Annotated in this window: 27 protein-coding genes; 14 read left to right on the forward strand and 13 right to left on the reverse strand. The window is 41.2% G+C overall.

Going from position 1 to position 20,063, the window contains the following annotated elements; translation table 11 throughout:
- Nucleotides 1–2: 2 nt before the first annotated feature.
- The 3 genes from BET10_RS05245 to BET10_RS05255 all read left to right on the forward strand — a co-directional run bounded on the left by BET10_RS05245 (nucleotide 3) and on the right by BET10_RS05255 (nucleotide 1,781).
- On the forward strand, nucleotides 3–242 hold the full coding sequence (locus BET10_RS05245; protein ID WP_070983880.1) for a hypothetical protein: 240 nt from the start codon (nucleotides 3–5) through the stop codon (nucleotides 240–242).
- A gap of 157 nt (nucleotides 243–399) precedes the next feature.
- The gene (locus BET10_RS05250; RefSeq protein ID WP_070983881.1) at nucleotides 400–1,149 is read left to right on the forward strand and encodes a hypothetical protein; all 750 of its coding nucleotides are present in this window, start codon (nucleotides 400–402) and stop codon (nucleotides 1,147–1,149) included.
- Nucleotides 1,150–1,202: 53 nt separating this feature from the next.
- The gene (locus BET10_RS05255) at nucleotides 1,203–1,781 is read left to right on the forward strand and encodes a hypothetical protein (RefSeq protein ID WP_070983882.1); all 579 of its coding nucleotides are present in this window, start codon (nucleotides 1,203–1,205) and stop codon (nucleotides 1,779–1,781) included.
- 35 nt (nucleotides 1,782–1,816) lie between these two features.
- Here the strand turns inward: BET10_RS05255 and BET10_RS05260 are convergent, their stop codons facing one another.
- Nucleotides 1,817–2,524 (reverse strand): hypothetical protein, encoded by a 708-nt coding sequence (locus tag BET10_RS05260; RefSeq protein ID WP_139158536.1) that lies wholly within the window; start codon nucleotides 2,522–2,524, stop codon nucleotides 1,817–1,819.
- Between the two features lie 654 nt (nucleotides 2,525–3,178).
- On the opposite strand from BET10_RS05260, the gene BET10_RS21765 reads away from it, so the two are divergent.
- The 6 genes from BET10_RS21765 (at nucleotide 3,179) to BET10_RS05285 (ending at nucleotide 7,365) form a co-directional block, all read left to right on the forward strand.
- Nucleotides 3,179–3,415, forward strand: coding sequence for a phage integrase N-terminal domain-containing protein (locus BET10_RS21765; protein ID WP_240503646.1), 237 nt, complete (start codon nucleotides 3,179–3,181; stop codon nucleotides 3,413–3,415).
- 32 nt (nucleotides 3,416–3,447) lie between these two features.
- The gene (locus tag BET10_RS05265; protein WP_240503647.1) at nucleotides 3,448–4,062 is read left to right on the forward strand and encodes an integrase domain-containing protein; all 615 of its coding nucleotides are present in this window, start codon (nucleotides 3,448–3,450) and stop codon (nucleotides 4,060–4,062) included.
- A gap of 13 nt (nucleotides 4,063–4,075) precedes the next feature.
- Nucleotides 4,076–4,294: a hypothetical protein gene (locus tag BET10_RS05270; protein ID WP_070983884.1), complete on the forward strand. Its 219-nt coding sequence runs from the start codon at nucleotides 4,076–4,078 to the stop codon at nucleotides 4,292–4,294.
- Complete coding sequence (locus BET10_RS05275; RefSeq protein WP_070983885.1) at nucleotides 4,287–5,216, forward strand: hypothetical protein; 930 nt, start codon at nucleotides 4,287–4,289, stop codon at nucleotides 5,214–5,216. The genes BET10_RS05270 and BET10_RS05275 overlap by 8 nt, the downstream gene beginning before the upstream one ends.
- A 140-nt stretch (nucleotides 5,217–5,356) precedes the next feature.
- Nucleotides 5,357–5,704: a hypothetical protein gene (locus BET10_RS05280; protein ID WP_070983886.1), complete on the forward strand. Its 348-nt coding sequence runs from the start codon at nucleotides 5,357–5,359 to the stop codon at nucleotides 5,702–5,704.
- On the forward strand, nucleotides 5,701–7,365 hold the full coding sequence (locus BET10_RS05285) for a conjugal transfer protein TraG N-terminal domain-containing protein (protein WP_070983887.1): 1,665 nt from the start codon (nucleotides 5,701–5,703) through the stop codon (nucleotides 7,363–7,365). Before BET10_RS05280 ends, BET10_RS05285 begins: the two co-directional genes overlap by 4 nt.
- A 421-nt stretch (nucleotides 7,366–7,786) precedes the next feature.
- Here BET10_RS05285 and BET10_RS05290 read toward each other — a convergent pair whose 3' ends face one another.
- The 3 genes from BET10_RS05290 to BET10_RS05300 form a co-directional block, all read right to left on the reverse strand.
- Nucleotides 7,787–8,389, reverse strand: coding sequence for a HEPN domain-containing protein (locus BET10_RS05290; protein ID WP_070983888.1), 603 nt, complete (start codon nucleotides 8,387–8,389; stop codon nucleotides 7,787–7,789).
- Between the two features lies 1 nt (nucleotide 8,390).
- Nucleotides 8,391–9,410, reverse strand: coding sequence for a DUF262 domain-containing protein (locus BET10_RS05295; protein ID WP_070983889.1), 1,020 nt, complete (start codon nucleotides 9,408–9,410; stop codon nucleotides 8,391–8,393).
- A gap of 374 nt (nucleotides 9,411–9,784) precedes the next feature.
- Nucleotides 9,785–10,003 (reverse strand): hypothetical protein, encoded by a 219-nt coding sequence (locus BET10_RS05300; protein WP_070983890.1) that lies wholly within the window; start codon nucleotides 10,001–10,003, stop codon nucleotides 9,785–9,787.
- Between the two features lie 139 nt (nucleotides 10,004–10,142).
- Between BET10_RS05300 and BET10_RS05305 the strand changes: the two genes are divergently transcribed.
- The 4 genes from BET10_RS05305 to BET10_RS05320 all read left to right on the forward strand — a co-directional run bounded on the left by BET10_RS05305 (nucleotide 10,143) and on the right by BET10_RS05320 (nucleotide 12,215).
- Complete coding sequence (locus tag BET10_RS05305) at nucleotides 10,143–10,634, forward strand: dual specificity protein phosphatase family protein (protein ID WP_240503648.1); 492 nt, start codon at nucleotides 10,143–10,145, stop codon at nucleotides 10,632–10,634.
- 267 nt (nucleotides 10,635–10,901) lie between these two features.
- Complete coding sequence (locus BET10_RS05310) at nucleotides 10,902–11,129, forward strand: DUF4224 domain-containing protein (protein ID WP_070983891.1); 228 nt, start codon at nucleotides 10,902–10,904, stop codon at nucleotides 11,127–11,129.
- A gap of 6 nt (nucleotides 11,130–11,135) precedes the next feature.
- Nucleotides 11,136–11,669: a hypothetical protein gene (locus BET10_RS05315; RefSeq protein WP_070983892.1), complete on the forward strand. Its 534-nt coding sequence runs from the start codon at nucleotides 11,136–11,138 to the stop codon at nucleotides 11,667–11,669.
- A gap of 54 nt (nucleotides 11,670–11,723) precedes the next feature.
- Complete coding sequence (locus BET10_RS05320; RefSeq protein WP_139158537.1) at nucleotides 11,724–12,215, forward strand: site-specific integrase; 492 nt, start codon at nucleotides 11,724–11,726, stop codon at nucleotides 12,213–12,215.
- 115 nt (nucleotides 12,216–12,330) lie between these two features.
- Here the strand turns inward: BET10_RS05320 and BET10_RS21770 are convergent, their stop codons facing one another.
- The 9 genes from BET10_RS21770 to BET10_RS05365 are packed head-to-tail and all read right to left on the reverse strand — an operon-like array spanning nucleotide 12,331 to nucleotide 19,469.
- Entirely contained in the window at nucleotides 12,331–13,962 is a 1,632-nt protein-coding gene (locus tag BET10_RS21770) for a recombinase family protein (RefSeq protein ID WP_070983894.1), read from the reverse strand.
- Nucleotides 13,952–14,260 (reverse strand): hypothetical protein, encoded by a 309-nt coding sequence (locus BET10_RS05330; RefSeq protein WP_070983895.1) that lies wholly within the window; start codon nucleotides 14,258–14,260, stop codon nucleotides 13,952–13,954. The genes BET10_RS21770 and BET10_RS05330 overlap by 11 nt, the downstream gene beginning before the upstream one ends.
- A 60-nt stretch (nucleotides 14,261–14,320) precedes the next feature.
- Nucleotides 14,321–14,698 (reverse strand): hypothetical protein, encoded by a 378-nt coding sequence (locus BET10_RS05335; protein ID WP_070983896.1) that lies wholly within the window; start codon nucleotides 14,696–14,698, stop codon nucleotides 14,321–14,323.
- Entirely contained in the window at nucleotides 14,682–14,963 is a 282-nt protein-coding gene (locus BET10_RS05340) for a hypothetical protein (RefSeq protein WP_070983897.1), read from the reverse strand. The genes BET10_RS05335 and BET10_RS05340 overlap by 17 nt, the downstream gene beginning before the upstream one ends.
- 54 nt (nucleotides 14,964–15,017) lie before the next feature.
- A complete protein-coding gene (locus BET10_RS05345) occupies nucleotides 15,018–15,278 on the reverse strand; it encodes a hypothetical protein (protein WP_139158538.1) in 261 nt (86 codons plus the stop codon).
- 29 nt (nucleotides 15,279–15,307) lie between these two features.
- Entirely contained in the window at nucleotides 15,308–17,062 is a 1,755-nt protein-coding gene (locus BET10_RS05350) for a type IV secretory system conjugative DNA transfer family protein (RefSeq protein ID WP_070983899.1), read from the reverse strand.
- 16 nt (nucleotides 17,063–17,078) lie between these two features.
- On the reverse strand, nucleotides 17,079–17,936 hold the full coding sequence (locus BET10_RS05355) for a hypothetical protein (RefSeq protein WP_070983900.1): 858 nt from the start codon (nucleotides 17,934–17,936) through the stop codon (nucleotides 17,079–17,081).
- Nucleotides 17,933–19,147 carry a hypothetical protein gene (locus BET10_RS05360; RefSeq protein WP_070983901.1) on the reverse strand — a complete coding sequence of 405 codons (1,215 nt, stop codon included), beginning with the start codon at nucleotides 19,145–19,147 and terminating at the stop codon, nucleotides 17,933–17,935. The genes BET10_RS05355 and BET10_RS05360 overlap by 4 nt, the downstream gene beginning before the upstream one ends.
- Before the next feature lie 22 nt (nucleotides 19,148–19,169).
- Nucleotides 19,170–19,469: a hypothetical protein gene (locus BET10_RS05365; RefSeq protein ID WP_070983902.1), complete on the reverse strand. Its 300-nt coding sequence runs from the start codon at nucleotides 19,467–19,469 to the stop codon at nucleotides 19,170–19,172.
- Between the two features lie 206 nt (nucleotides 19,470–19,675).
- Between BET10_RS05365 and BET10_RS05370 the strand changes: the two genes are divergently transcribed.
- Nucleotides 19,676–19,990 (forward strand): hypothetical protein, encoded by a 315-nt coding sequence (locus BET10_RS05370; RefSeq protein WP_070983903.1) that lies wholly within the window; start codon nucleotides 19,676–19,678, stop codon nucleotides 19,988–19,990.
- Nucleotides 19,991–20,063: the final 73 nt, after the last annotated feature.

Genomic DNA, 20,063 nt, shown 5'->3' on the forward strand with positions numbered 1-20,063 from the left:
TAATGGAAAAGATTGAGCTTGGAGTTGAGCCAGTAACGTTTCAGCATGATCTGAATGGTGAAAATGTATTTTTCTGTGTTGGTCAAACTGACTTTGAGCGATTTGGTGTCGAGTGCGTTTCAAAACGAGCTGTGTTGAAAGGTGTGTCAGATGATGAAAGTGAAGCAATTCATGACTATATGATGCAAGTTATTTTGAGCATGTCTGATGAAAAGCCTTTGAGTAGTAGTGGTACACACTAAAAAGTGAACAAGTCTAGGAGGTGGTGCGTTTCGCCGTGGTTGAGGCTTTAGATATTTCCCCTCTAGTTTCTTGCGTGGAGTACCTTCAGATTGACAATTTAGTTCAGACTATGAGAAAAGTTATGCTTAATCGACATTGTTTAAGGAAGGAGACGCTGTGAATTTATCTCAATTGATTGGACGCATGGTCAACTTTTTACAAAAGCATATTTGGCTATTGAGCATCTTTTTCTACTTACAAGGAACTGTTTATTATGTCGAGTATCTTAAGGTATTGAGAGTCGATCCCGATTACTACCCATTGACCTTCGAACAAGTCCTGTCATATTCAGTGACGATCTATATGCAAGAGCCTTTTTTAACCGGCCTTTTACTTCTTTTTTGTTTTGGTATATCAGCGTGCCTGTTGACTGATAGGGTTATGAACTGGGTGAGAAACAAGTTTAATAAAGTATTAAAAAAACAAAAGCGTAAAGAAAATATAGTAAGAGACATAGACTTGATTACGCCACTTGAAAATATTCAGCCGAACTCAGTGCAAAAGGGAGGATTACAGGTTGCAATTATTGTTTATTCGGTACTTGCGTTTCTAATTACAGCAATCTTACCTGCAGGAGTGGTGGGGCATATTGACGCTAAAGAGTTGCTAGAAGATGCAAAAAGCCAGATTGAATCAATGAGTAAAAACGAAGGTCTTAATGATGGGAAAATTCAGATAAAGTGTAAGTCATTTCATGATACCTTCTCAGGCCCATATTTTAGTTTAAAAAATTCAACTCAATATCACTCTTTGTTCAATGGAGTACATACCATAACTATTCCAAGCAGTTGTATCGAGTTCACAAGTGAAAGGCATGAGAGCGTAAAAGCTTTAAACAATGGAAGTTCTAAAGTTGCAGGTTCTTAGTTAAACGGCTGATATATGGTATTTATTCAGATTGTTAATATTTTGGAGTGAGTGTGGTAATAAATTTAGAACTAGTGAAAGTTGTTATTTCCGGCCTGACACCACTGTCAATTTTTATCGCTTATATGACATATCGCTCCAATGTTAAAAAACAGAGATTAGATATGGAAATGGCACAGGATATGGAGATTTTTGAACAAGCTGTACTCTCGTTAAAATGGGCTTATGATGCACTAACCGATGAAGGGAGGTGTGCTCCACCTTCAGCCGACAGATTAAACTGGCTAACTTGTGCTAGGCATTTATGTAGGTACTATCAGATAGCTAAAGCGATAAAAACAGATCTATACAAAACATCACTATCTGAACACGAAGAATATTGGCGGCATAAGTTCTATATGGTTCTAGATTTCAAAGAGTTAAATAGGAAAGACTATTATATGAATGAGAGAGAAGTACTGTGGCCTGAAAATATAGAACCAACTTCTGCAAGTATAATCAATGAGTTTTCTTCTTGGAAAGAAAGCGCTATTGATCCAATAGACTCATATGAAGTTGAAACTGTTAGTAACGGGGTGATAAGTAGAGGCCTAAGTGCTTATAGGAGTGTTTTTGACTCTCTAAGCAAGTAATTAGGCTCCATTATCAGGTTGCCGCTAAGAGTTCTTCATTCTAAGCAATTACGCTTATATTCACTGAGTTGTCTACAAACATCGCTATACTGGTAAAATTGGCCAGAAAGCCAACCCATATTTGGATTCTCAATCATATTTGCTTGTTCGTATACCGCTTTTTTAAGCGTGAGAGAGTGCAACTTTTGCAGAATGAAGATCAGCTCACCATCCATAAAATGTGATAGACGGATGAGTTGTGCAAGAAGCTCGTCATTTTCTCGTAAGCAAAGTTCCAAGTATTGGTACCAGTTAGCATTACAATTCATGCGTGCCAAAAACACGGGCGCAGTTTTGTCTCTAGGACATATTTTCGATAATGAAACTTCTAGCTCATCTTTTGTCGGGTACTGATTAAGTTCTGTATCGGTGTGATCTTTAAAATGCTGCAATTGCATCTGGTGAGATTTCAAAATTGTAGAAATAGGTGCCGTTATTGATGGCTTTATTGCTTGCCAGTCATCAAGCTCTTTTTTGTGCACAACAAACAAGTAGAATACATAACTTGCGATAATAGATAAGCAGATCTGACTACATATCAAAGACACTTCAGCACCCCACCAAAATAGCTCAGGAAGCTTTGAAAGCCAAAGCTCATAAACGACTACAAAAGTTACAGCACTAAATGCAACACAGTTGATAGGGAGCTTTACAGAGGCAACATACTTAAACAAGGATGTCTTAGGTTGGTTGTTATTTTGCATTTTTAAGCCTTTTTTGAGCATTCTGCTCGAACTCATAGTCTACAACTTTAACACAAATGACCGCGTCATTCCGCGAAGCAAAGAGGAATGACGCGGTGATAAGTCCCGCGCTAAACAAAGCAGAACAAAGAGGGGAAATTATTTGTTGAGCTTATGTGCGCGTTATGACACTCTAAACATGATTCCAACAATAGCGAGACATCGGTCATCGCGTCATCAAACAAAGCCTTTGGCTTTGTCATACCAGTGAGATCTACTCACAACTAGAAACCAAGCTTTCGGGCTTTTTACTTCACAAATTAGTTAATCTGATTTAGGCACTTTTATGCCTTAGATGTGGCTATTTGTACCTGCGTTTTGCAGAGAATTAAGCGATCCCTAACGAACCCAAATAGGAGAAATGTTATGACCTAACTGACCTGTGCTGAGCACATTTTTATTTGCGTTTTATCATGCACGCCCACTACGGGAAGCATCTAAAGCGAGGCTAATTTGGCCATTTTGAACTGTTGTGCCTTTATTCGTATTTATACGGAAATTGTACGCTCCAACGTGCAGTTGGCATTTAAAACTTACCATTTGGATATTGGTTCAAATAGTTAGTTGGGTTGGTAACGTGTAATCGAATTTATAAACACGGTGAGTGAACAAATATTGAGTAATTTAAAATATCAGCTTCAAGGGCTTATGCTCAGAAACCAAGACGGTAGTTTTGGAGTTAAGGCTGAGCGTAAAAAAGTACTGGTCCAGATCTCTGCTCAGCTTAAACAGGGCGGATACCGCTTGCAATCAGTACAATCACTCAAGCCCAAACACGTAAACTATCTTGTTGAGCGCTGGCAGGAGAAGGGCTATCTGCTGGCACCATTAAAAACCGACTTAGCCATGTAAGATGGTGGGCGGAAAAAATCGGCAAAGCCTCGATGCTGCCAAAGTCTAACAATGGTGCAAACCAAGCAATCAAACTGGATTTGGAAAAGCGAACCTACACACCTACCGAGTCAAAAGCAAAAGAACTAGAACAAAATAAGCTTGATAAAGTCAGCGACCCACTTGTTAAGCTCTCACTTCGGCTGCAGCGAGAGTTTGGCTTACGTAGAGAAGAAGCCATTAAATTTCGACCTAATTATGCCATTCGAGGCGAACAGTTAGTGCTAAAACCCAGCTGGACAAAGGGCGGTCGTCCCAGAATCATTCCTATTAGAACAGAATCTCAGCGACATCTACTTCAACAAGTGCAAAAGCAAGTCGGTGGAGGTGCGCTGATCCGCCCCGACCGAAACTATATTCAACAACTCAAAGCGTATGAACGGCAAACAAGCCAGGCAGGGCTAGATAAAAACCACGGGCTTAGGCACATGTATGCCCAAAAGCGCTACTTAGAACTAACCGGTTGGCACTCTCCAATTGCCGGTGGGCCAACAAGCAAACAACTCACACCAGAACAAAAACAGGTTGATAGGCAAGCGCGATTACAAGTTTCTAATGAACTCGGCCACAGCCGAGAGCAGATCACAGTCATATATTTAGGTCGATGATGGGGGCAATTAGATGGCAGAAAAAATAACGTACCGCGATGTGAAAGGTATATTCATTCCCGACGCTGAATGGGCACAATTTTTAGATGATGTAAGCACTATTAAGCAGCGTTCAACAGAACTGGAAAAAGTAAACGGTGAGCAACAGTACAAGTTAAAAAAGCTGGCAAGAATCATTCAACGCAAGGATAGACAGCTGGCTAAGTTCAATAAGGGAGGAAGCCATGTTTGAAGGAACACTTGATTTCAAAAATGAAGCGGCACAGTTGCTAGTTCAGGGGATATGTGAGCTTAGCGCTTATGATGGTATTGACTCCGCGGTTCAAGAACTTGGAATTAGCAGGCAGGCTGGTGTGTTTATTACCGAATTGACAGTATGTGAGCTGCATGAGTTTTGCCTTAAGCTGTCGAGTCAAAAAGCAGTTGAGCTAAAAGTTAACTTTAATACTGCTACAAAGTTGGCTGAGTTAGTTGCGGAACTAAATTTATCTCAATTACAAAAGCTTAATGTATCGACTCAATTATACGTAAAGAGTTTGGGCGCAAGGTTCGAACATGATCAACTTTTAGCGAGTAAGTTTTTAGGTTTGTTGAGTGGTGCAATGGAACATGCGGAGCAAGCTCCAAGCAATTACTTTATGTTTCCGGTACCGTCTGAGTTGATAGTTGTAATGCAACGGTTACAAGCCGTTCATCTCAATTTGTATATGAGATTGTTAATTCAAAAAAACGTGGTTGGACTTGAAGTGGATAGTGCTAAGGTCGATAGAGTGGTTGCGTCAATGAAGATTCAATTACAAAAGACTCGGCCAATTAAAGAACTTATCGCAGCCGGAGCTGATTTAAGCTTTGTCCGCAAATATACAGGGGTAAAGCATGTTAGCAGCAAGCTCTTTACTCAATGCCGAATGCTGTATGGAGCCCATTGGCAAACCGAGTTCATCACTGCAAAAGATTGTGAAACGGTGTATGAGCAATTCAAGTCAATGGTGCAATCAAGAGCTCCTGTGGTAAAGATATACCTAGGCTTGCATCACACATTTGGTTATCGAATTGAAACCTTATACCAGTTTATTCAAAAGACATTGGTTTCAGAGTTTGAACATGATGATTATCAATTAAATTTAGAGGTAAGCAAACTACTCAATGACTAATAGACCTGCTGAGTCTGTAAACCAGTAAACGTAATAACGAGGCATCGGCCATCGTGGATCAGAGCAAAAAAGAAGAATTTAGTTGAGGCGTGGATTGGCTGCGGCTCGATGTTTTTGATTTACGAAATACGGAGCTTTGTATGAAAACATTTCTTAAAAATACCCTTATCATTTCAGTTGCAGTTCTGGCGCTTCAAGCCTTGTTGTTAGGCCTTGTTATCAGTAATCCTAGTGCGATAGTGAACGGAGCTGATAGTTTCCTTGCTGGCTTAGTGGCCATGAATAAATCTACTGTAACTATTGGTTCTATCACTGATATTCTGGTCATCGTTGCCTCATTGGTGCTGACTTTTCGCTTTGAAAAAGGCTTAGCTTGGTTAGTGAGATCCAAGCGTCTATCACAAGCACAAGCAGACTATCTACAAACTAAGAAAGTGCGTGTTCTGGTTGCATTGTTAGCCGTTCCAATTTTGACGGTGATCGCATGACATTCACAAGCCTAAGCGACCTGTATTTTTTTGCTACAGGGGTATATGCCCTCAACACTATAACTGATATTGCTATCAGCACTAAACTGATAGTTGCACCTGTGATTGTGTTCATTGTAACCCAATTAATAAAAGCGTTTGAAGGTGATGAAGAAGCGAAGGTGGCCATACTTAACAAGCTGGAAATTGGCATCTATATGCAAATGTTTGTGTTTCTAGTTGCCTTTTATCCGATGGTGCCGCTTAAGGTAGATAGCTTTCAGCTATACAGCAAGCAGTGCGAAGGTTACAAGCAGCCAGAAATTAACAACGGCTTCTTTAAAGAAAACGGCCCCGCAAAGGATTTGGGGGTCTTGCTATCGAATAATGAGTTAAGAATTCCTCTTATTATTGGGCTGGCTAGAGCTTACGGAACTGGCTTTTCTATTGAAGCGGTGGACAGTTTACCTTGTGGTTTTAATTTAACAGGGGCTAGAAACACTTTGTTGAATAGTCGTATTGCTGATACAGCGCTACGCATCGAAACAAAGGAATTTATAAAACAGTGTTATCAACCGGCACTCAATAGAGCGTTACGCCAAGGCGATAAGAATATGCCGTGGATAGATGATCCTCGTACAGATGCTCAACCGTGGCCAGGACATAACTCATTTATGAATAACGCTTACTACGGAAACATAGGAAATGGCTTCTATTCTCAAGTCTTGTTACCTGGTTGGCAAGGAGCGCGAACCAATAAGCATATCCCTAAGTGGTCTGAGAGCCAGCAAGCGGAAAGTAACGGGGAAATTGATTGCAACGGTGGCCAGTGTATTCACCAAGTGGGCGGTTTCCCTTCGTGTCGTGAATGGTGGCAAGGTATCGGAGCAGGTTATGGCGGTATCAGCGTTAGCAGTAACGATATGAGCCTCCGTAAGCGTCTATGGGATAGTATGCCTGAGGATGATAAGAGCAGTATATGGGCGCTCTTGCAGGTATCTTACCATGACGTTTCTGATACCTGGTATGAAGATAAGCTAATGGAAAAGGCTTATTTCAGCAAGGTGGCCATGCACCGTATTCAAGGTGCAGAAACAAGAGACTATGGACTGCAAAGTGAAGGTTTCTGGGGGACTGCTGGCAATTGGTTTAACCGACTAATGGGTACTGTCGGTAATATAGTTTCTGCTGTTCCTGATTATGCCGAAGCTAGTTTAGTTCAATCAGCCGCGCCTATGATTAAAGGCGCTGCAATACTGATTCTATTGGCGGCCTTTCCTTTGGTTCTCATGGTAAGCCAGTATAGTATAAAAATGGCTACGACCGTTGGGGCGCTATTTGTTTCGATACAGTTCTGGCCATTCTTCTGGGAGCTTACAATTGTTTTTCAAAAGGCGTTTATTCAGACGGTTGCTAATAGCTCAAGCGTTCCCGTCGTTGATGTGTTAACGCAACCTAACGTTATGATGAACAGCCAGCGTATAACAGATATGATGTTTATTGCGTTCCCTTTCATCCTTACATCGTTATTAACCTATGCTGGTTTGGGCTTAGGTGGCGCTATTGGAAGCTTTCAGGGCATGAGTAAAGGAGCTGGCTCTGCCGGTCGAAGTGGTGGTGATGCTGCTAGAAAGGTTGGTGGTAAAGTTGCCCGAAAAGCGGCGAGCAAAGGTGCTAGGTAGTACATATTCAAAGGTGATTTTTTATGAGGATTATCAGGTTTAATTTCTTTGCAGCAATTAGACATGACATTAGCTGATTCTTAGCTGTAGTAGCTAAGATGAATAAGTCTTAACCTAATCTGCCAGGTTTGATTGTGAGGGCTTAATCAAAACTGATAGTCACATGAGTGCCCACAGCGAACCTTCAAGCATAACTCGTTTTTGCCCCCAAGTGACTTTCATCAATTAGATAGGTGGTCAAATTCAACTCCGTTTACTTATTTTCTCTCATGCTTTTTCGAACACAGCGCCTAACTTAAAACGCGTTAAGCCAGCCGAAGACGACTTTCTGTCCATTAAAGTCTTTATATTACAGGTATATAATCAGAAACTACGACAGACATAACCACTTTTCAACCTCATGTGGTTTTGACCTGTCATTCTAGTCAATTCGTAAACGATTTAGGCTGCTGCTAATTTCGCTATCTAAGACTCTCATGTATTGCTTTAGCACTTCGACATTTTCGATTATGTCTCTAGCTCCAACGTCACTTGCATCATCATTATAATGTACTATGTTATTTCTTTTAGTTACTATTGCTTCAACCTGATCACTTATATCAGAGAAGTCATCAATCGCTTCAAGGCGAATACCTAAACGAGCAAAAAACGGTATGGTCTTATGAGGATTTGCAGACAAGTTTTTATCAATATCGTCACTACTAATCCCTAAACTAAAAAAGTCACAAATTCCATCGTTGTTATGTTTATACTTTTCTCTTTGTACAGACCACCTGAAAAGGTTTTTGGGGTATGGAGAAGCAACTAAAGCCTCATCAACTTTATCTATGTAGTGCTTTGTTAAGTTTTTAAGATAAGACTCAAGGTACGCACACATCAAAACCATATAAGACCTGACGAACAGGTTCATGTGCTCGCCAAAAAGGTCGTCGTCTGCTTGAAATCGTAGTTCAGACTGTTCAACCAGCTCGACTAGGCTATCCATTAGCTCTTGCGAAGTTAAATACTGTTGAGTGTGTGGCATATCAAATACTATCCATCAACCGTGACCAAACCTTTTCTCTTGCAAGAATTTTGCTCTTCAAAAGAGTGCCACCACTCATAGTTCTTTTGATTGCTGGAGTATTGCAATACTCATTGAACTTCTCGACGATATCTTCTTTATTCTCACGCAAGAAATTTCTATCCCTATTAGAGAAGTCTTTCATCAATAAATCATAGTGAACTAAACTCTGTTTAGGTCTGCTCTTAGTCATGTCTTTGAATACTTCTTCACCGAAAACATCATGACATTTTTCTAAAGCTGACAAGAACATTGTTTTATATTCTTCCACCTTTTCATCAGTCAACTTTCGATTAGCTTGCATGTAATCATCTAAGAATTTCTTTAAGTTATCGTCATACTTATCAGACCAATACTTAAATGCAAAGAAACGTAAAACTTGCTCTTGAGGTTCTTGAGAGTGTTTTTCTTTAGTTCCCAGCTTCCCTTTGCCGAAATCGTATATTCTTGGGTCTGTAGCCAGCTCGTTTAGCAAGTTATTCAGTTGACCGGCATATAGCGCGTGGCGAATCTCCTGATGAGACAAAACTACTGAGCCCTCGTTCAGTCGGGCAAAAATGTCTTGAACTAAGTTTCGGGGATTATCATTGCGTAAAACTATGCAGCGAATAGTGTAGTTTTCTAGGTCATCTTTGAATTGACCTATTTCACTGAATCTTTTGCCATTCAGCTCAGTAAAGACTGTCAGACCGTCGAGCGCAAACTCATCGTCGAAAAAACGCTGAATCGTGGTTATTCGTTGAACACCATCAATAACAAGATGGTTTTTATTCTCATCTTCTGAAAAGTAACATGCCGGTAATGGAATTCTCATCAAGCAAGACTCTATGAAGCGAGAAGCTCTTACTTCACCATCTTTGTCCCATTTATACACTCGCTGAAAATCAGGATCCAAGATCAACTTCTTTTTTTTAACTCGCATGATAAGTGTTTCAAATGGATAGTCTATTGGATATAGATTTAGCGTTTGTACTGAAGACATAAATAGCCCAAAACAGAGAATTTTTTTTATTGTGCCTTAAAATATCATTACCGTAAATACTATCGATTTACCGGTCTATCAACTTATTTTCCAGCATAGTCAGGTGGTTATCCATTTCTTCAATTTTAACCTTCAATTATTGCACGTCTTCCCTCGACGCAACTCCCACTCCACTTGTAGTGATTCATCAAAATTGATTTATGAGATAAAGTCTTTCCATACATATTCTCATGCAAATGAGTTTGGTGTTGTTGCTATTCGTAACGCGAAATTGTCCAAAATGAGTTCGATCGACTATCTGTCCAACGAACCTTATTAAAGCTTGTTATGCGGAGTTATTGCAGTATCTAAGAATGACTGTGTTTCGTTAATCACTATTTAAAATTGCTCTCTTTTCTCAACCACTGACCACCTGTTTCTAGTGCATTATCCCCCTTTAGGTCAGTAATAATCTCGCATTGTTCATTCAGACGGTAAGAATTAGAAAAGTCATCGATATCGTTATAACAATGTTCAGAGGTAGCTTTGTTACTCTCTTCCATAGTTTCCAAAATTGCTTCACCAAGCATTTTCGCAAGAGATATGAATTTCAATTTATCATTCCTATACTTAACTGGGTTACGACTAAAGAAGAGCACATTTACTTTATTGAATCAAGACAAAAGCCCTTTTAGGCTCTTTTAATGAGCTAAAAATCTAGGAACTCAAACACTAAACTTCGTAGTAAGTTTTATGGAGAAAGAAATGTTAAAAATAGGTAACTTAGACTTATATGTTGGAACGAAGGAAGAATACACTGTTGCAAAATCACAAGGAATGAAAATCGTGTGTGCATTAAATCGAGCTGGCGGATTTGTCACTCACCAATCTGTAGTAGGCTGGACAGGAAGAGGTTGTGATAAAAACCATCCACATTACTTATTTAAAGAAACAGAAGAAGCAATTTATTTAAATATGATTGATGGTGAAGACCCAAAATATGTTAACGATGCGATGATAGATCCAGCACTCAACTTTATAAAAAATAACTTAGATCAAGGGTACTCTGTGTTCATATACTGTAGTTTAGGTGAATCTCGAAGCCCTTCGATAGCCCTTATGTATATGCTTGAAAATAATATGATAAATAAAGGAAATGCTGTTGAAGAGTTCAAGAATCAATATTACCCAGCTTACTCTCCAAAGTTCGGTAATTTGGGTTACATTCAACGACGATGGTTATAGATATAGACCCCATAGCAGTGTTTATTAATGAGCTGTTTTCTTCTTAAATAGCTCATGGACTGATTTCTAAATACTACAAATCGCCTCTCTAATTTCATTCGAACTATTGCAAACCAAAAACTCATAAAGTAGAGTAAAAAACGCTGAAATATTGGGAAATCAGCAGAAATAAGCAAAAGCGAAATTCTGATTATCGCGAATAAGGTTAGTCCCAAGCTGATTCACGGCTAGTTGTTAGTCGTGGTTACTTATTCGTTGGAGGATTTCGTGAGCACATTCCTATCTAAAACTGAAGTTGCTGAGTTAACTGGCCGTAAGCAGCGCCAGAAGCAAATTGAGCAACTGATCTCAATGCATATTACTTTCACCCTTGATTCCTTTGGCTGGCCCAAAGTTTTGCGTAAAACGATTGAAACAGAGCTGGGCGCGAGTGATAGCTGTCAAATTAAGCGTGGCGGGGCTACGCTTAGTGATGATGAGCTGTACACGGGGTAAGCGGTCATGGGAAGAAAACGTTCTGCAGAAAATGCAAACCTGCCCAAGGGCATGATCTTTAATAAAAAAGGGAATACCTATTACTTAAGGGCAAGTGGTCAGAAAGATATCCGCCTTGGTAAAACGCTGAGTGAAGCTTTTCGCAATTACTACGCTTACGCATCGATTAATTTTGAGTGTCAAACGATGCATGACTTGATTGACCGTTATCTCAAAGAGATTTCACCCAACAAGGCAGAATCGACCCATAAGAGTAATATTAGTGCGTCAAAGCATTTGATAAAGCGCTTTGGTCATATGAACCCAAGAGTGCTCAGAGCCTGGCATGCCTATCAATATCTCGATCTTAGAAATCGAGAGGAGGCACCGGTAAGAGGCAATCGTGAGTTTGCGTTACTGAGCACCATTATGTCTCATGCTGTGCGTTGGGGCGTAATTGACGACACACCATTTCATGGAATTATACGTAACCCAGAACAGCCAAGAGATCGGCTAGTCACAGATGATGAATTGGCAGTGTTTGTTAAGTATTGCCCTTGATGGCTGCAATTATATGTGGCGCTAAAGCTGGCAACCGGCTTAAGGCAAACCGGCATGCTTAAACTTAGCAGCAAAGACTGGGATGACGAAAAAGGACTCAAAGTTCAAGCATCAAAAACAGGTAGCCGGTTGCAGTTTGAAGCGGTGGATCACCTTAGCTTTATCATCAGCGAGCTTAAACAAATTAATGGTTACCGCACCACTAGAAAGCACAGAACGCCGTTATTACATTGGTATTTCTTTGCATCAAGCGCTAATGCACGAAAGGAACAAGCGCTGACGCCTGACGGTTTTAGAACTGCATGGAACAAAGCGATGCGTGCAGCAATCGAAAGTGGTGAGTTACAACCAGAGCAGCGCTTTCAGGATCGTGACTTACGAGCTAAAACAGCAAGTGAGTGTGAGACGATTACTCAGGCATTTGAGTTATTGGGCCACTCAAGTGTGGCAACAACAAAGCGTGTTTATCGGCGAGGTTACTCACAAGTAACGCCAGTCACGCCTAAGTCGCCAGATGATAAGAAAAAACAAAGCATTGAAAAGTAGTCATAAAAAGGCATTATTTTTAAATTAAGAATTGTATGTTTAGCTAAAATTTCTAAGCTATTAAAAACAAAGTAATTTTAGCTAAATTAACCATAAATATTAAACTAGACGAAAGTTATAGGAAATATTTTGTGGGTTTGTGTAGTAAAAACAGTATGTTAGATGCACAAGCGTTAAGGGTTGAAAATCCTCGTGTCGGTGGTTCGATTCCGCCTCTGGGCACCATTTCTCTTTTATACATAAAAAAATCTCCTAACACCTTAAATGGCAAAGAAAAATTAGGTGTTCGATACATGCCTTTTTCATCCCATGATAACCTCTGGTTTAGTGTTAGCTTTAGAACAGCTCTCTTTTCAGCAAGCCCACCATTTTCCCATATTTTATAAGGACTTGAAAGAAATTCTAAAGCGGTTCGATACATTTCATCAACTGGTTTCATTGGCTGGCCTGCATTGGTGAATTGCTCCTCTAAAAGCAGTTTTCTTTGCTCCATTTGTTCGATCCTTTTTTCGAGTGCTTTAATAACAGTACTGCTTTGCGTATCTATGATGCGATCTAAATACTGTTCAATCTCTCTATCGAGCTTTTTCATGCTTTTTTCTAATGAACTTTTATGCTCTTGTGCAGACCTTTCCCGGTGCTCCCAGAGTTTAGAAAACATTTTTTCAGCAAGCGTGATTAGATTATGGCGAGGTGTAAGTTGTCTGAGCATAGACTCAAACGCTCCTTCCAGTAGGTCTCTTCGGATCGACTTCCCCTTCAATTCACATTTACGGTTTTGACATAGGTAATATGGGTGCAATGTGCCACTTCGGCTTTTTGACCAACAGGCTGTTAGTGCTCTGCCACATTTACACTCGACACTTCCCCTCAAAGGAAAGTCTTCACTGATATTTTTTCGAGTTGGCGCATATGCACTGCCTTTGAGGCGATCTTGTATTTGACAAAATGTGTCATAGGAAATCAAACTTTCGTGACGACCTTTACGCATGCTCACGTCCCAAGGCTTATACTCTATCATCCCCGCATATAGAGGATTAGTGAGGATTTTATCAACTTGGCTGTTTCCAATTCGACCGCTTTTACCTTTTGGGAAGTCAACAGATGCTTCTAAAAAGAACCTCGCTTCTTGTTTGGTCTGAAAACGTCCTGAGGCATAGCCCTCGATCATTTCCTTAACAACGAGCGCAATTCGTTCGTCTTTGACTAATATTTTACCTTCTATCTTGTGTTTAATATATTTGTAGCCAGCAGGCGCGGTAAAGGTATGGTAGCCTTTTTCTAAACGAGATTTCGTTTTTTGTAATGTCTGACGCGCGTTAGATTCGCGCTCGTACTCGCCAGCTGCAACTGTAATTGATTGCTGTAATCGACCCTCAGGTGTTTTCTCGAACACAAAGTTTGGAGACATCGGGATTGCGTCGTATTGCTCTAATTCACGTATAAGCGCCCAGTAAAAATATACATCGCGGCTTGCACGTTTAATGTCATCAAACACAATTGCATATTTTGTATGGCGATTATGTTTTAAATAGTCCAGCAGCTCGGTCATAGCTGGACGTTTTTTAAAGTCACCACCGCCAGTCACATCGTCATGAAAAACACGTTCAACCAACATATTGTGTTGTGCCGCAAACTGAAAGCAGCGGTGTTGTTGACTTTCTAGGCCATGCCCATCTCGTTTCTGTTTTGGGTCTGAAACACGACAATATATAAGAGCTTTTCTCTCTATTGGTTTACTGCTCATTATCATTTTCCTCGCTGTTAGATATATTGTGAAGGTTGTGACGCTTAGATGAGTCACTATTAAACAGCTCAGGCAGTACTATTTGCACAGTATCTACGCCCCATCCAATATTGACCATTGTACTCATTATGTTCCAAAGAGTGGACAACAACTCATTAGCCTGTTCAGGCGTAAGGTCAAGATCTTGAATGTCTGAGTAATAATCTTCAGGAAAAAGCACCAAAGGCTTGGTAGGGGCATTTTCCTCAGCGGGAAGTTCGCTTGCTGTTAAATCAATGTCACTAGAATTATTTGCCATATATAACCCTTTTCTGTCAAAAAGTATTCGCTTGGAAGTTGAGCGCCAAGACATGTTTTATCATCGAGACCGCTCAAATTCGGGAAAATCAGGTGTATTTTTATGGTTGCTGTCATTATCAACTTCACGTTGGGCTTCATGCTGTTGTTGAGCATTTTTGAATTCAACCTGCCATTGCTTCTCAAAGTGCTTGCGCAAAACAGAAAGGCTTAGTGAATTATTTGGCCTTAGCTCTGGAGAGCATGCTTCCTGCTCAACCATGTTAGATTGCCGCTTTTTCCGTTCCTCTTTTATTTTGTGGTGTGCGGCCTGATTAAACTCAGGCCGCAAGGGGGCTATTACCAGCCACTTTTCATCCATTTGTTGGCGCAGTTCCCGATTACTCCACGCATATGTCACACCACTGTTTTTTGAAACAGCCTTATCGTGTGTGCTCATCGGAGCTTTCTCTGTTTTGCTTTAAGTATCCCTCCCCCTTGGAGCTGTTTAGCTTGTGGGTAGGCTGTATTTTCTCGGTGCGCAACTCTCTCAGCGTTAAACGGCCTGACACTGGCGTAGCATCTAACTGTATATCCATTCCCTGACCGTCTTTATGTGACCAAGCAGCGCCTATGCGGCTAAAATGGCCTTTCCCTTGTCGGTCTTGATTCACGTTATAGGCAATAAAGTCTGGACGTTTGCCCGTTGCGTTTTTATCCGTCATATCTATTTCCTCATGTGGAATAAAAAAATGGACTAAGCGCGTTGATTCGCTTTTTTAAAACCAGTGGCCGCGATCTAACATGATCATTGTGGGACATTGTTCACCATCCTGATAACGAACCACCCCATGAAAACCGAGATAGTGACAAACTGTCATTCGCTTCTGCCCGCTGGCATATAGTTTGTATTTGTAGGACCACAGAATGTGCGGTGAGACAGGTGCAACATATAGCCCAGCTAACATCAATAAAGGGCATAGGCGTAGTAAGCGCGCCAAAAAGCGCAGCGCAATGGCGCTCTTTCTGTAACTGTTCATGTAAGGCTTCTTAATCATGGTGGTTATCCTCACCGTTTGATTTTGAGTTTCACTTTCTTAATAAAAGGCTTTTTGTGATATGGGTTAATGCCAACTAGTCGCCGCCAAGGAGTTATCTCAGCATAAGAGACGGGCGCAATTTTTATGGGTGGTTTGTCCTTCACAAATAAAATGCCGTGCTCGGACTGGCGAATAGCATTTGAACTCATCAATGGTTTTTCGGCTTGGCTCACACTGTCTTGTATTCCTTGCCCATGTTTGTCCTGTGATTGATTAACACTGACAATAGCTTGCTGTCCTAGCATCTTGGATATGAGCTCTAAGATTTCTGGCGATTGCTGTTTTGGTAAAAAAAGTTTGTTTTGTGTTTCTGACAATAGGGTTTGCGCGTCTTCTTTGCCGTAAACACGTACGAACTCAGAGTACACCTGAATAAAAATAAATAGGCGAAGCCCAAAACCACGGCCCCATGTCATCAAAGACGATAATCCTTTAATTTTGTAATTGGTTGCTTCATCAAAAAATGCATAAACAGGCACATGCTTGTGTGGATGACGTTTGACCATCAACAAGAGTTGCCATTGCACAAGTTCAATGTATTTTTTGCTGGTTTGTAAGCGGCTTTCATCCAGCATGATAAAAATAGAACTCACGCTATCTGGACTTTTTAGCTCTTTGATGGGAATGGTCGTCTTGTTTGTCACTTTAGCTAATGAACCAAAAGCAAAAGGAGCGATTGCCTGCTGTGCTTGGGTCACAAAGCTATCAAACGTCTTACTGTCTTTACCGCTCATTAACTTGAGCATCGCCCCTGCACGAGCACGGATCAGGGCAGCAAACTCGTTTACGTCTTGCGATGAGTGTTGTTCAGCCCATTGTGCTTGCTCAATCGGCATAGCTCCATCTGACGAGGGCCCGCCATTCATATCGTGTCCGATAATCCAGCATAAATGTTGTTGTAAACGAATTCGATCTTCGATCAATAACGCGACCTGTGAAAGGCGAGCTTCACGACCCTCAATGATGCATTCGATCAATGTAGCAAGCTCAATCACAGATTTTGCGCCAAGCGGCCAAAATGGATCAGTATTGCCCGACGTGTCAGTTATGAGCATGTCGCTAAACTCGCGTACATCTTCCATGATATAGATGAGCTGTCCCGCATTGAACAAATCATCCGTGATCACATCAAGTGGATTCAAACTGGCACTTTTACCCACAATGCTTGAAAACTTGCCCGATGGATTCAAGGTATAAACTTGCTCGCCGCTGCGTGTTAAATAATCGACCATCATGGCGGCAAGTTCCCCCTTAAAATCCACGACTAACTTTGAATACTTGCCAGCCAAAGCGCAGATATTTGGAATAACACAGTAAATACCTTTACCAGAACCAGCAGGGCCAACTACAAGTGCGTTGCTTTCAAAGTCGATGAATAAAGGCGTTTTTTGTTTGTCGGTCATCACTCCCCAAAACGGCGTACCCCCTTTATAAATCAATGGCTTGATGTCTTTATAGCTCGCCCAACGGGAAGCATTTGCATTGGGCTTAGGCTGATGTAAACCCAACCAATCCAATAACCTTGCACCTTGGGTAAGAAGCTGCGCGGTTAAGTTAACAGCAGCTAAAACACCCAGCACACCACATATGGTTGGTAACCAATTAATCATCCCATCAGCGAATAAAAAGGGTTGATTATTCAAAGCGAACCAGCCACATCCGCCACAGACAATTGTCTGTGGCAAGATACGTGATTGGTTTTCAGTTGATGATGTTTGCGTCATAAGTCCAACCTCACGGTTAACGTATACGTGAAAGAGAAAAAGACGACGCTCCGTTATCCAAAGAGAATGCTTTCCAAAAGTCACGTAGTTCTTTTTCTGTGCAATACGGTAGGTAACCCGTTTGACCGTATCCAGATCGCATCAGCATGAGTGCTTCTAAGCTCGCACCGTTGAAAGATTCAGGCTTTAACACGCTATACTGGGAACGCTGCTTAAACCTCTCAAAGCTCGGTAGGTGGCCTTTGTGGCTACAAAAACGTGCAGATTCAGTATTTTGAATAAGGTCGCTTACAACGACAAAACGGTCTCCTGATTTAAACGGACTAATCTGACTAATAGAACGGATTGTTTCTAGAATCGGTGACTGCTTTTTCTGCTCACGTTTAACGTCAGGTGTGATTTTTAAAATCTCCTGCATGCTTGGCGCAAAAATTTGATCATAGTTTCGCTGGCGTTGACGTGATAGATAACCATCGGAGGCACTATCTAATCCTATCTTCGCCAGATCGTGCGCAGTTCTTGCACCACCGCAAAGCGTTAACCTCGGTGTAGGAACTGAAGAAATAACATCTCCCTCTGTTGTGTAAATATTCAGTCGTTCATTGAATCTCAACCCTTGATACAAGCGCGAGACATAGGTGTGTAGCCCCCTTTGTTGCTCGGTCGTCCAGCGTGGGGAAGACGCATCGATAAGCACAGTAGTTTGCGCCCCATTCACACTAGCGTAGCAACCATTTGCGTCAGCAACAGGTTTCCCTAGTGCTTGAACAATATGATAGCCTCCCGTCACTACGCTTCCCGCAAGAAGCGCAGATACTCCAAGCATAAGCGGTAGCTTCTTCTTTTGTCTTCGAGATAGGCGCATGTGTTTCATAGTGTTTCCTCCTTATTGGATGCGAATAGTGCGTCAAGTGCTTTTACTGCCTTGGCTTTTGTGATTCTAAGCGTATTGGGAAGCTTTGCTTCCTTAGGAGGCGGAAAGGCCTGTGGCACATCGACGCTCAACAATGAATCGAAGCGACAGACTATCTCTAGGTTCAAATCGGCAATCTCATCCGGTGTGAGTTTGAACTTACTAACCAGCGTTTGCGCGTTTTGATACAGGCGAGTTTGAGATTGGTATAGATGATTTTCTAAGTCAGAGATAAGTGCCTTAACATCCAGAACGGCGCTGTTGTATGCCTCTCTTGCCTTATCGTCGGCCTTCTTACGAGATTCAAACTCGTCTAAACAGTCCTCAATCAGAACTTCGATTTGTTCTGTTGCTTCTTCCCTTAAGTCTTCTTTGTCCTCAACCGCTTGCTCTAGGGCTCGATAAAGCGCGCTATAGCCAGGAATTGGATCACTAAAAGCTGTTCTCGCTTTTACGAACGACAAAAGAGACAAACAGCTTCCAGTAAGAATTAAGAAGATTGCTTCAGGAACATTAAATATGGCCAAGTAACTATCTACTGAATGCGTTACCACAAGAGATTCTTGCGAACGCACCAACCCTATCTCTAGGTGAAATAGGGCAGCAATAATGACGAACAACGTCAAGCCAACCTTGGCAAGTGATCGATTAAGCCCATAATCACTGGGATCAATCGCATTTTTGCCGTAACTAGAATAGCGCAATACAAAAAAGCCAAACGTTGCGCTAACGGTTACATTTGTAAAGGCAATAAGCCCTGCAAGTGTCAAGGCATCTACCGGCGATCCAGTTAGATGTGCTGTAGCAAAGAACGATGCATTTAATATACTTTCGCAGCCAGTTAGTGCAGCAAAAAACAGGAAGTTAAACAAAACGTTAGGCATAGTCGGATCACGTTCTATGCCTAATTCTGTCTTAAAGGTATTTATTTCATTTTGCGCGTTGTCAATCGCACAAAGCTTGTCGGGTAAATCCTCGGCGGTGCGGGAAAGAACATGATCAATTTCATCTTGTAAACCTGCACTGAAATCAATGCTGTTATTTTGTTCAGGCTCTAACGTCTCAACTTCTAATAAGCCTTGCTCGACTTTTGCTCGCTTATCCCCCAAGGGGGATAAAGCGCTTTGCCTTAAAGCTTCTATACGCTGCTTACAAGCAGTTACATTACTCATAGCATACCTCCTAAAAACGCCATTACGGGCGCTGATATTTTTGGGTTAAAAAATTGAACTCGCGCTCAAGACTGGCTTCCCAATCTCCGGCTTCATAGATATGAATTGCTAAACAACAGTCATAAAACTCTGTCGCGTGAAAGACTAAATCTCCTTTGCTAGTTCTAATGTGAATTTCGGTACTGTCATAGACCGCCGCTGTGATAGTGATACCGTCGTCAAACTCAATTATTTGAGTAAAAGAATCCCCTTCAACATATTCACCAATACTGCCCAGTTCTAAAGCTTGATGATGGATGGTTTCTACTCGGTCATTTTTCATGGTTAGCTCCCGCATCTGGTTGACACGGTTTTTATATCTCGGAAATTCAGGGCAATACGATGAGGGAAAACGGGGCAGAATTTGGACAACTTGTCCAAACTGTTAAAAAGCCATTACTATCAGTATTTTATGGTTTTTTCTTGCGCGATTTTCTTCGTCTGTGATAGGGCTCATTGAGCAAAAAACGAAATAGAAAGTCGAAACTCATGAAAAAAGAGGATAAACCTATTGAGGTTCAAACTGATGGTGATAGTGTAACTGTTACATTCAACGGTGCAGGATGGGCACCAGAGCACACTAGACTCTTGGAATTTATATCTGGCCGCAATCACAAACACGGAAAGTCTGGAACAGGGTTTTTAATGTCCATGATGGACAGCTATGTAAATACCTTATATCCGAACTCCATTGTGGAGGATGAATACGAAGATATGTTGGATACTGAAAAGAGAATACTTGATGGTGAAGCCAGAGAGGCCGCAGGACTACCACCTAAAGGACTCAAATTTTACGAGCCTTAAGGTAAGACGCTTTTGATAGCACTAAGTTTGTTTCATTTAAAATAGAAAGGGCATAACGGAAATAGGACGCTAT

The sequence above is a fragment of the Pseudoalteromonas amylolytica genome, from assembly GCF_001854605.1.
Lineage (GTDB): Bacteria > Pseudomonadota > Gammaproteobacteria > Enterobacterales > Alteromonadaceae > Pseudoalteromonas > Pseudoalteromonas amylolytica.

What these genes read in the sequence shown, in the direction of transcription:
- BET10_RS05245 (WP_070983880.1), top strand. Translation starts at nt 3, where the DNA reads ATGGAAAAGATTGAGCTTGGAGTTGAGCCAGTAACGTTTCAGCATGAT.
- BET10_RS05260 (WP_139158536.1), bottom strand. Translation starts at nt 2,524, where the DNA reads ATGCAAAATAACAACCAACCTAAGACATCCTTGTTTAAGTATGTTGCC.
- BET10_RS05265 (WP_240503647.1), top strand. Translation starts at nt 3,448, where the DNA reads ATGCTGCCAAAGTCTAACAATGGTGCAAACCAAGCAATCAAACTGGAT.
- BET10_RS05270 (WP_070983884.1), top strand. Translation starts at nt 4,076, where the DNA reads ATGGCAGAAAAAATAACGTACCGCGATGTGAAAGGTATATTCATTCCC.
- BET10_RS05275 (WP_070983885.1), top strand. Translation starts at nt 4,287, where the DNA reads ATGTTTGAAGGAACACTTGATTTCAAAAATGAAGCGGCACAGTTGCTA.
- BET10_RS05280 (WP_070983886.1), top strand. Translation starts at nt 5,357, where the DNA reads ATGAAAACATTTCTTAAAAATACCCTTATCATTTCAGTTGCAGTTCTG.
- BET10_RS05285 (WP_070983887.1), top strand. Translation starts at nt 5,701, where the DNA reads ATGACATTCACAAGCCTAAGCGACCTGTATTTTTTTGCTACAGGGGTA.
- BET10_RS05290 (WP_070983888.1), bottom strand. Translation starts at nt 8,389, where the DNA reads ATGCCACACACTCAACAGTATTTAACTTCGCAAGAGCTAATGGATAGC.
- BET10_RS05295 (WP_070983889.1), bottom strand. Translation starts at nt 9,410, where the DNA reads ATGTCTTCAGTACAAACGCTAAATCTATATCCAATAGACTATCCATTT.
- BET10_RS05305 (WP_240503648.1), top strand. Translation starts at nt 10,143, where the DNA reads ATGGAGAAAGAAATGTTAAAAATAGGTAACTTAGACTTATATGTTGGA.
- BET10_RS05315 (WP_070983892.1), top strand. Translation starts at nt 11,136, where the DNA reads ATGGGAAGAAAACGTTCTGCAGAAAATGCAAACCTGCCCAAGGGCATG.
- BET10_RS05320 (WP_139158537.1), top strand. Translation starts at nt 11,724, where the DNA reads ATGCTTAAACTTAGCAGCAAAGACTGGGATGACGAAAAAGGACTCAAA.
- BET10_RS21770 (WP_070983894.1), bottom strand. Translation starts at nt 13,962, where the DNA reads ATGAGCAGTAAACCAATAGAGAGAAAAGCTCTTATATATTGTCGTGTT.
- BET10_RS05330 (WP_070983895.1), bottom strand. Translation starts at nt 14,260, where the DNA reads ATGGCAAATAATTCTAGTGACATTGATTTAACAGCAAGCGAACTTCCC.
- BET10_RS05335 (WP_070983896.1), bottom strand. Translation starts at nt 14,698, where the DNA reads ATGAGCACACACGATAAGGCTGTTTCAAAAAACAGTGGTGTGACATAT.
- BET10_RS05340 (WP_070983897.1), bottom strand. Translation starts at nt 14,963, where the DNA reads ATGACGGATAAAAACGCAACGGGCAAACGTCCAGACTTTATTGCCTAT.
- BET10_RS05345 (WP_139158538.1), bottom strand. Translation starts at nt 15,278, where the DNA reads ATGAACAGTTACAGAAAGAGCGCCATTGCGCTGCGCTTTTTGGCGCGC.
- BET10_RS05350 (WP_070983899.1), bottom strand. Translation starts at nt 17,062, where the DNA reads ATGACGCAAACATCATCAACTGAAAACCAATCACGTATCTTGCCACAG.
- BET10_RS05355 (WP_070983900.1), bottom strand. Translation starts at nt 17,936, where the DNA reads ATGAAACACATGCGCCTATCTCGAAGACAAAAGAAGAAGCTACCGCTT.
- BET10_RS05360 (WP_070983901.1), bottom strand. Translation starts at nt 19,147, where the DNA reads ATGAGTAATGTAACTGCTTGTAAGCAGCGTATAGAAGCTTTAAGGCAA.
- BET10_RS05365 (WP_070983902.1), bottom strand. Translation starts at nt 19,469, where the DNA reads ATGAAAAATGACCGAGTAGAAACCATCCATCATCAAGCTTTAGAACTG.
- BET10_RS05370 (WP_070983903.1), top strand. Translation starts at nt 19,676, where the DNA reads ATGAAAAAAGAGGATAAACCTATTGAGGTTCAAACTGATGGTGATAGT.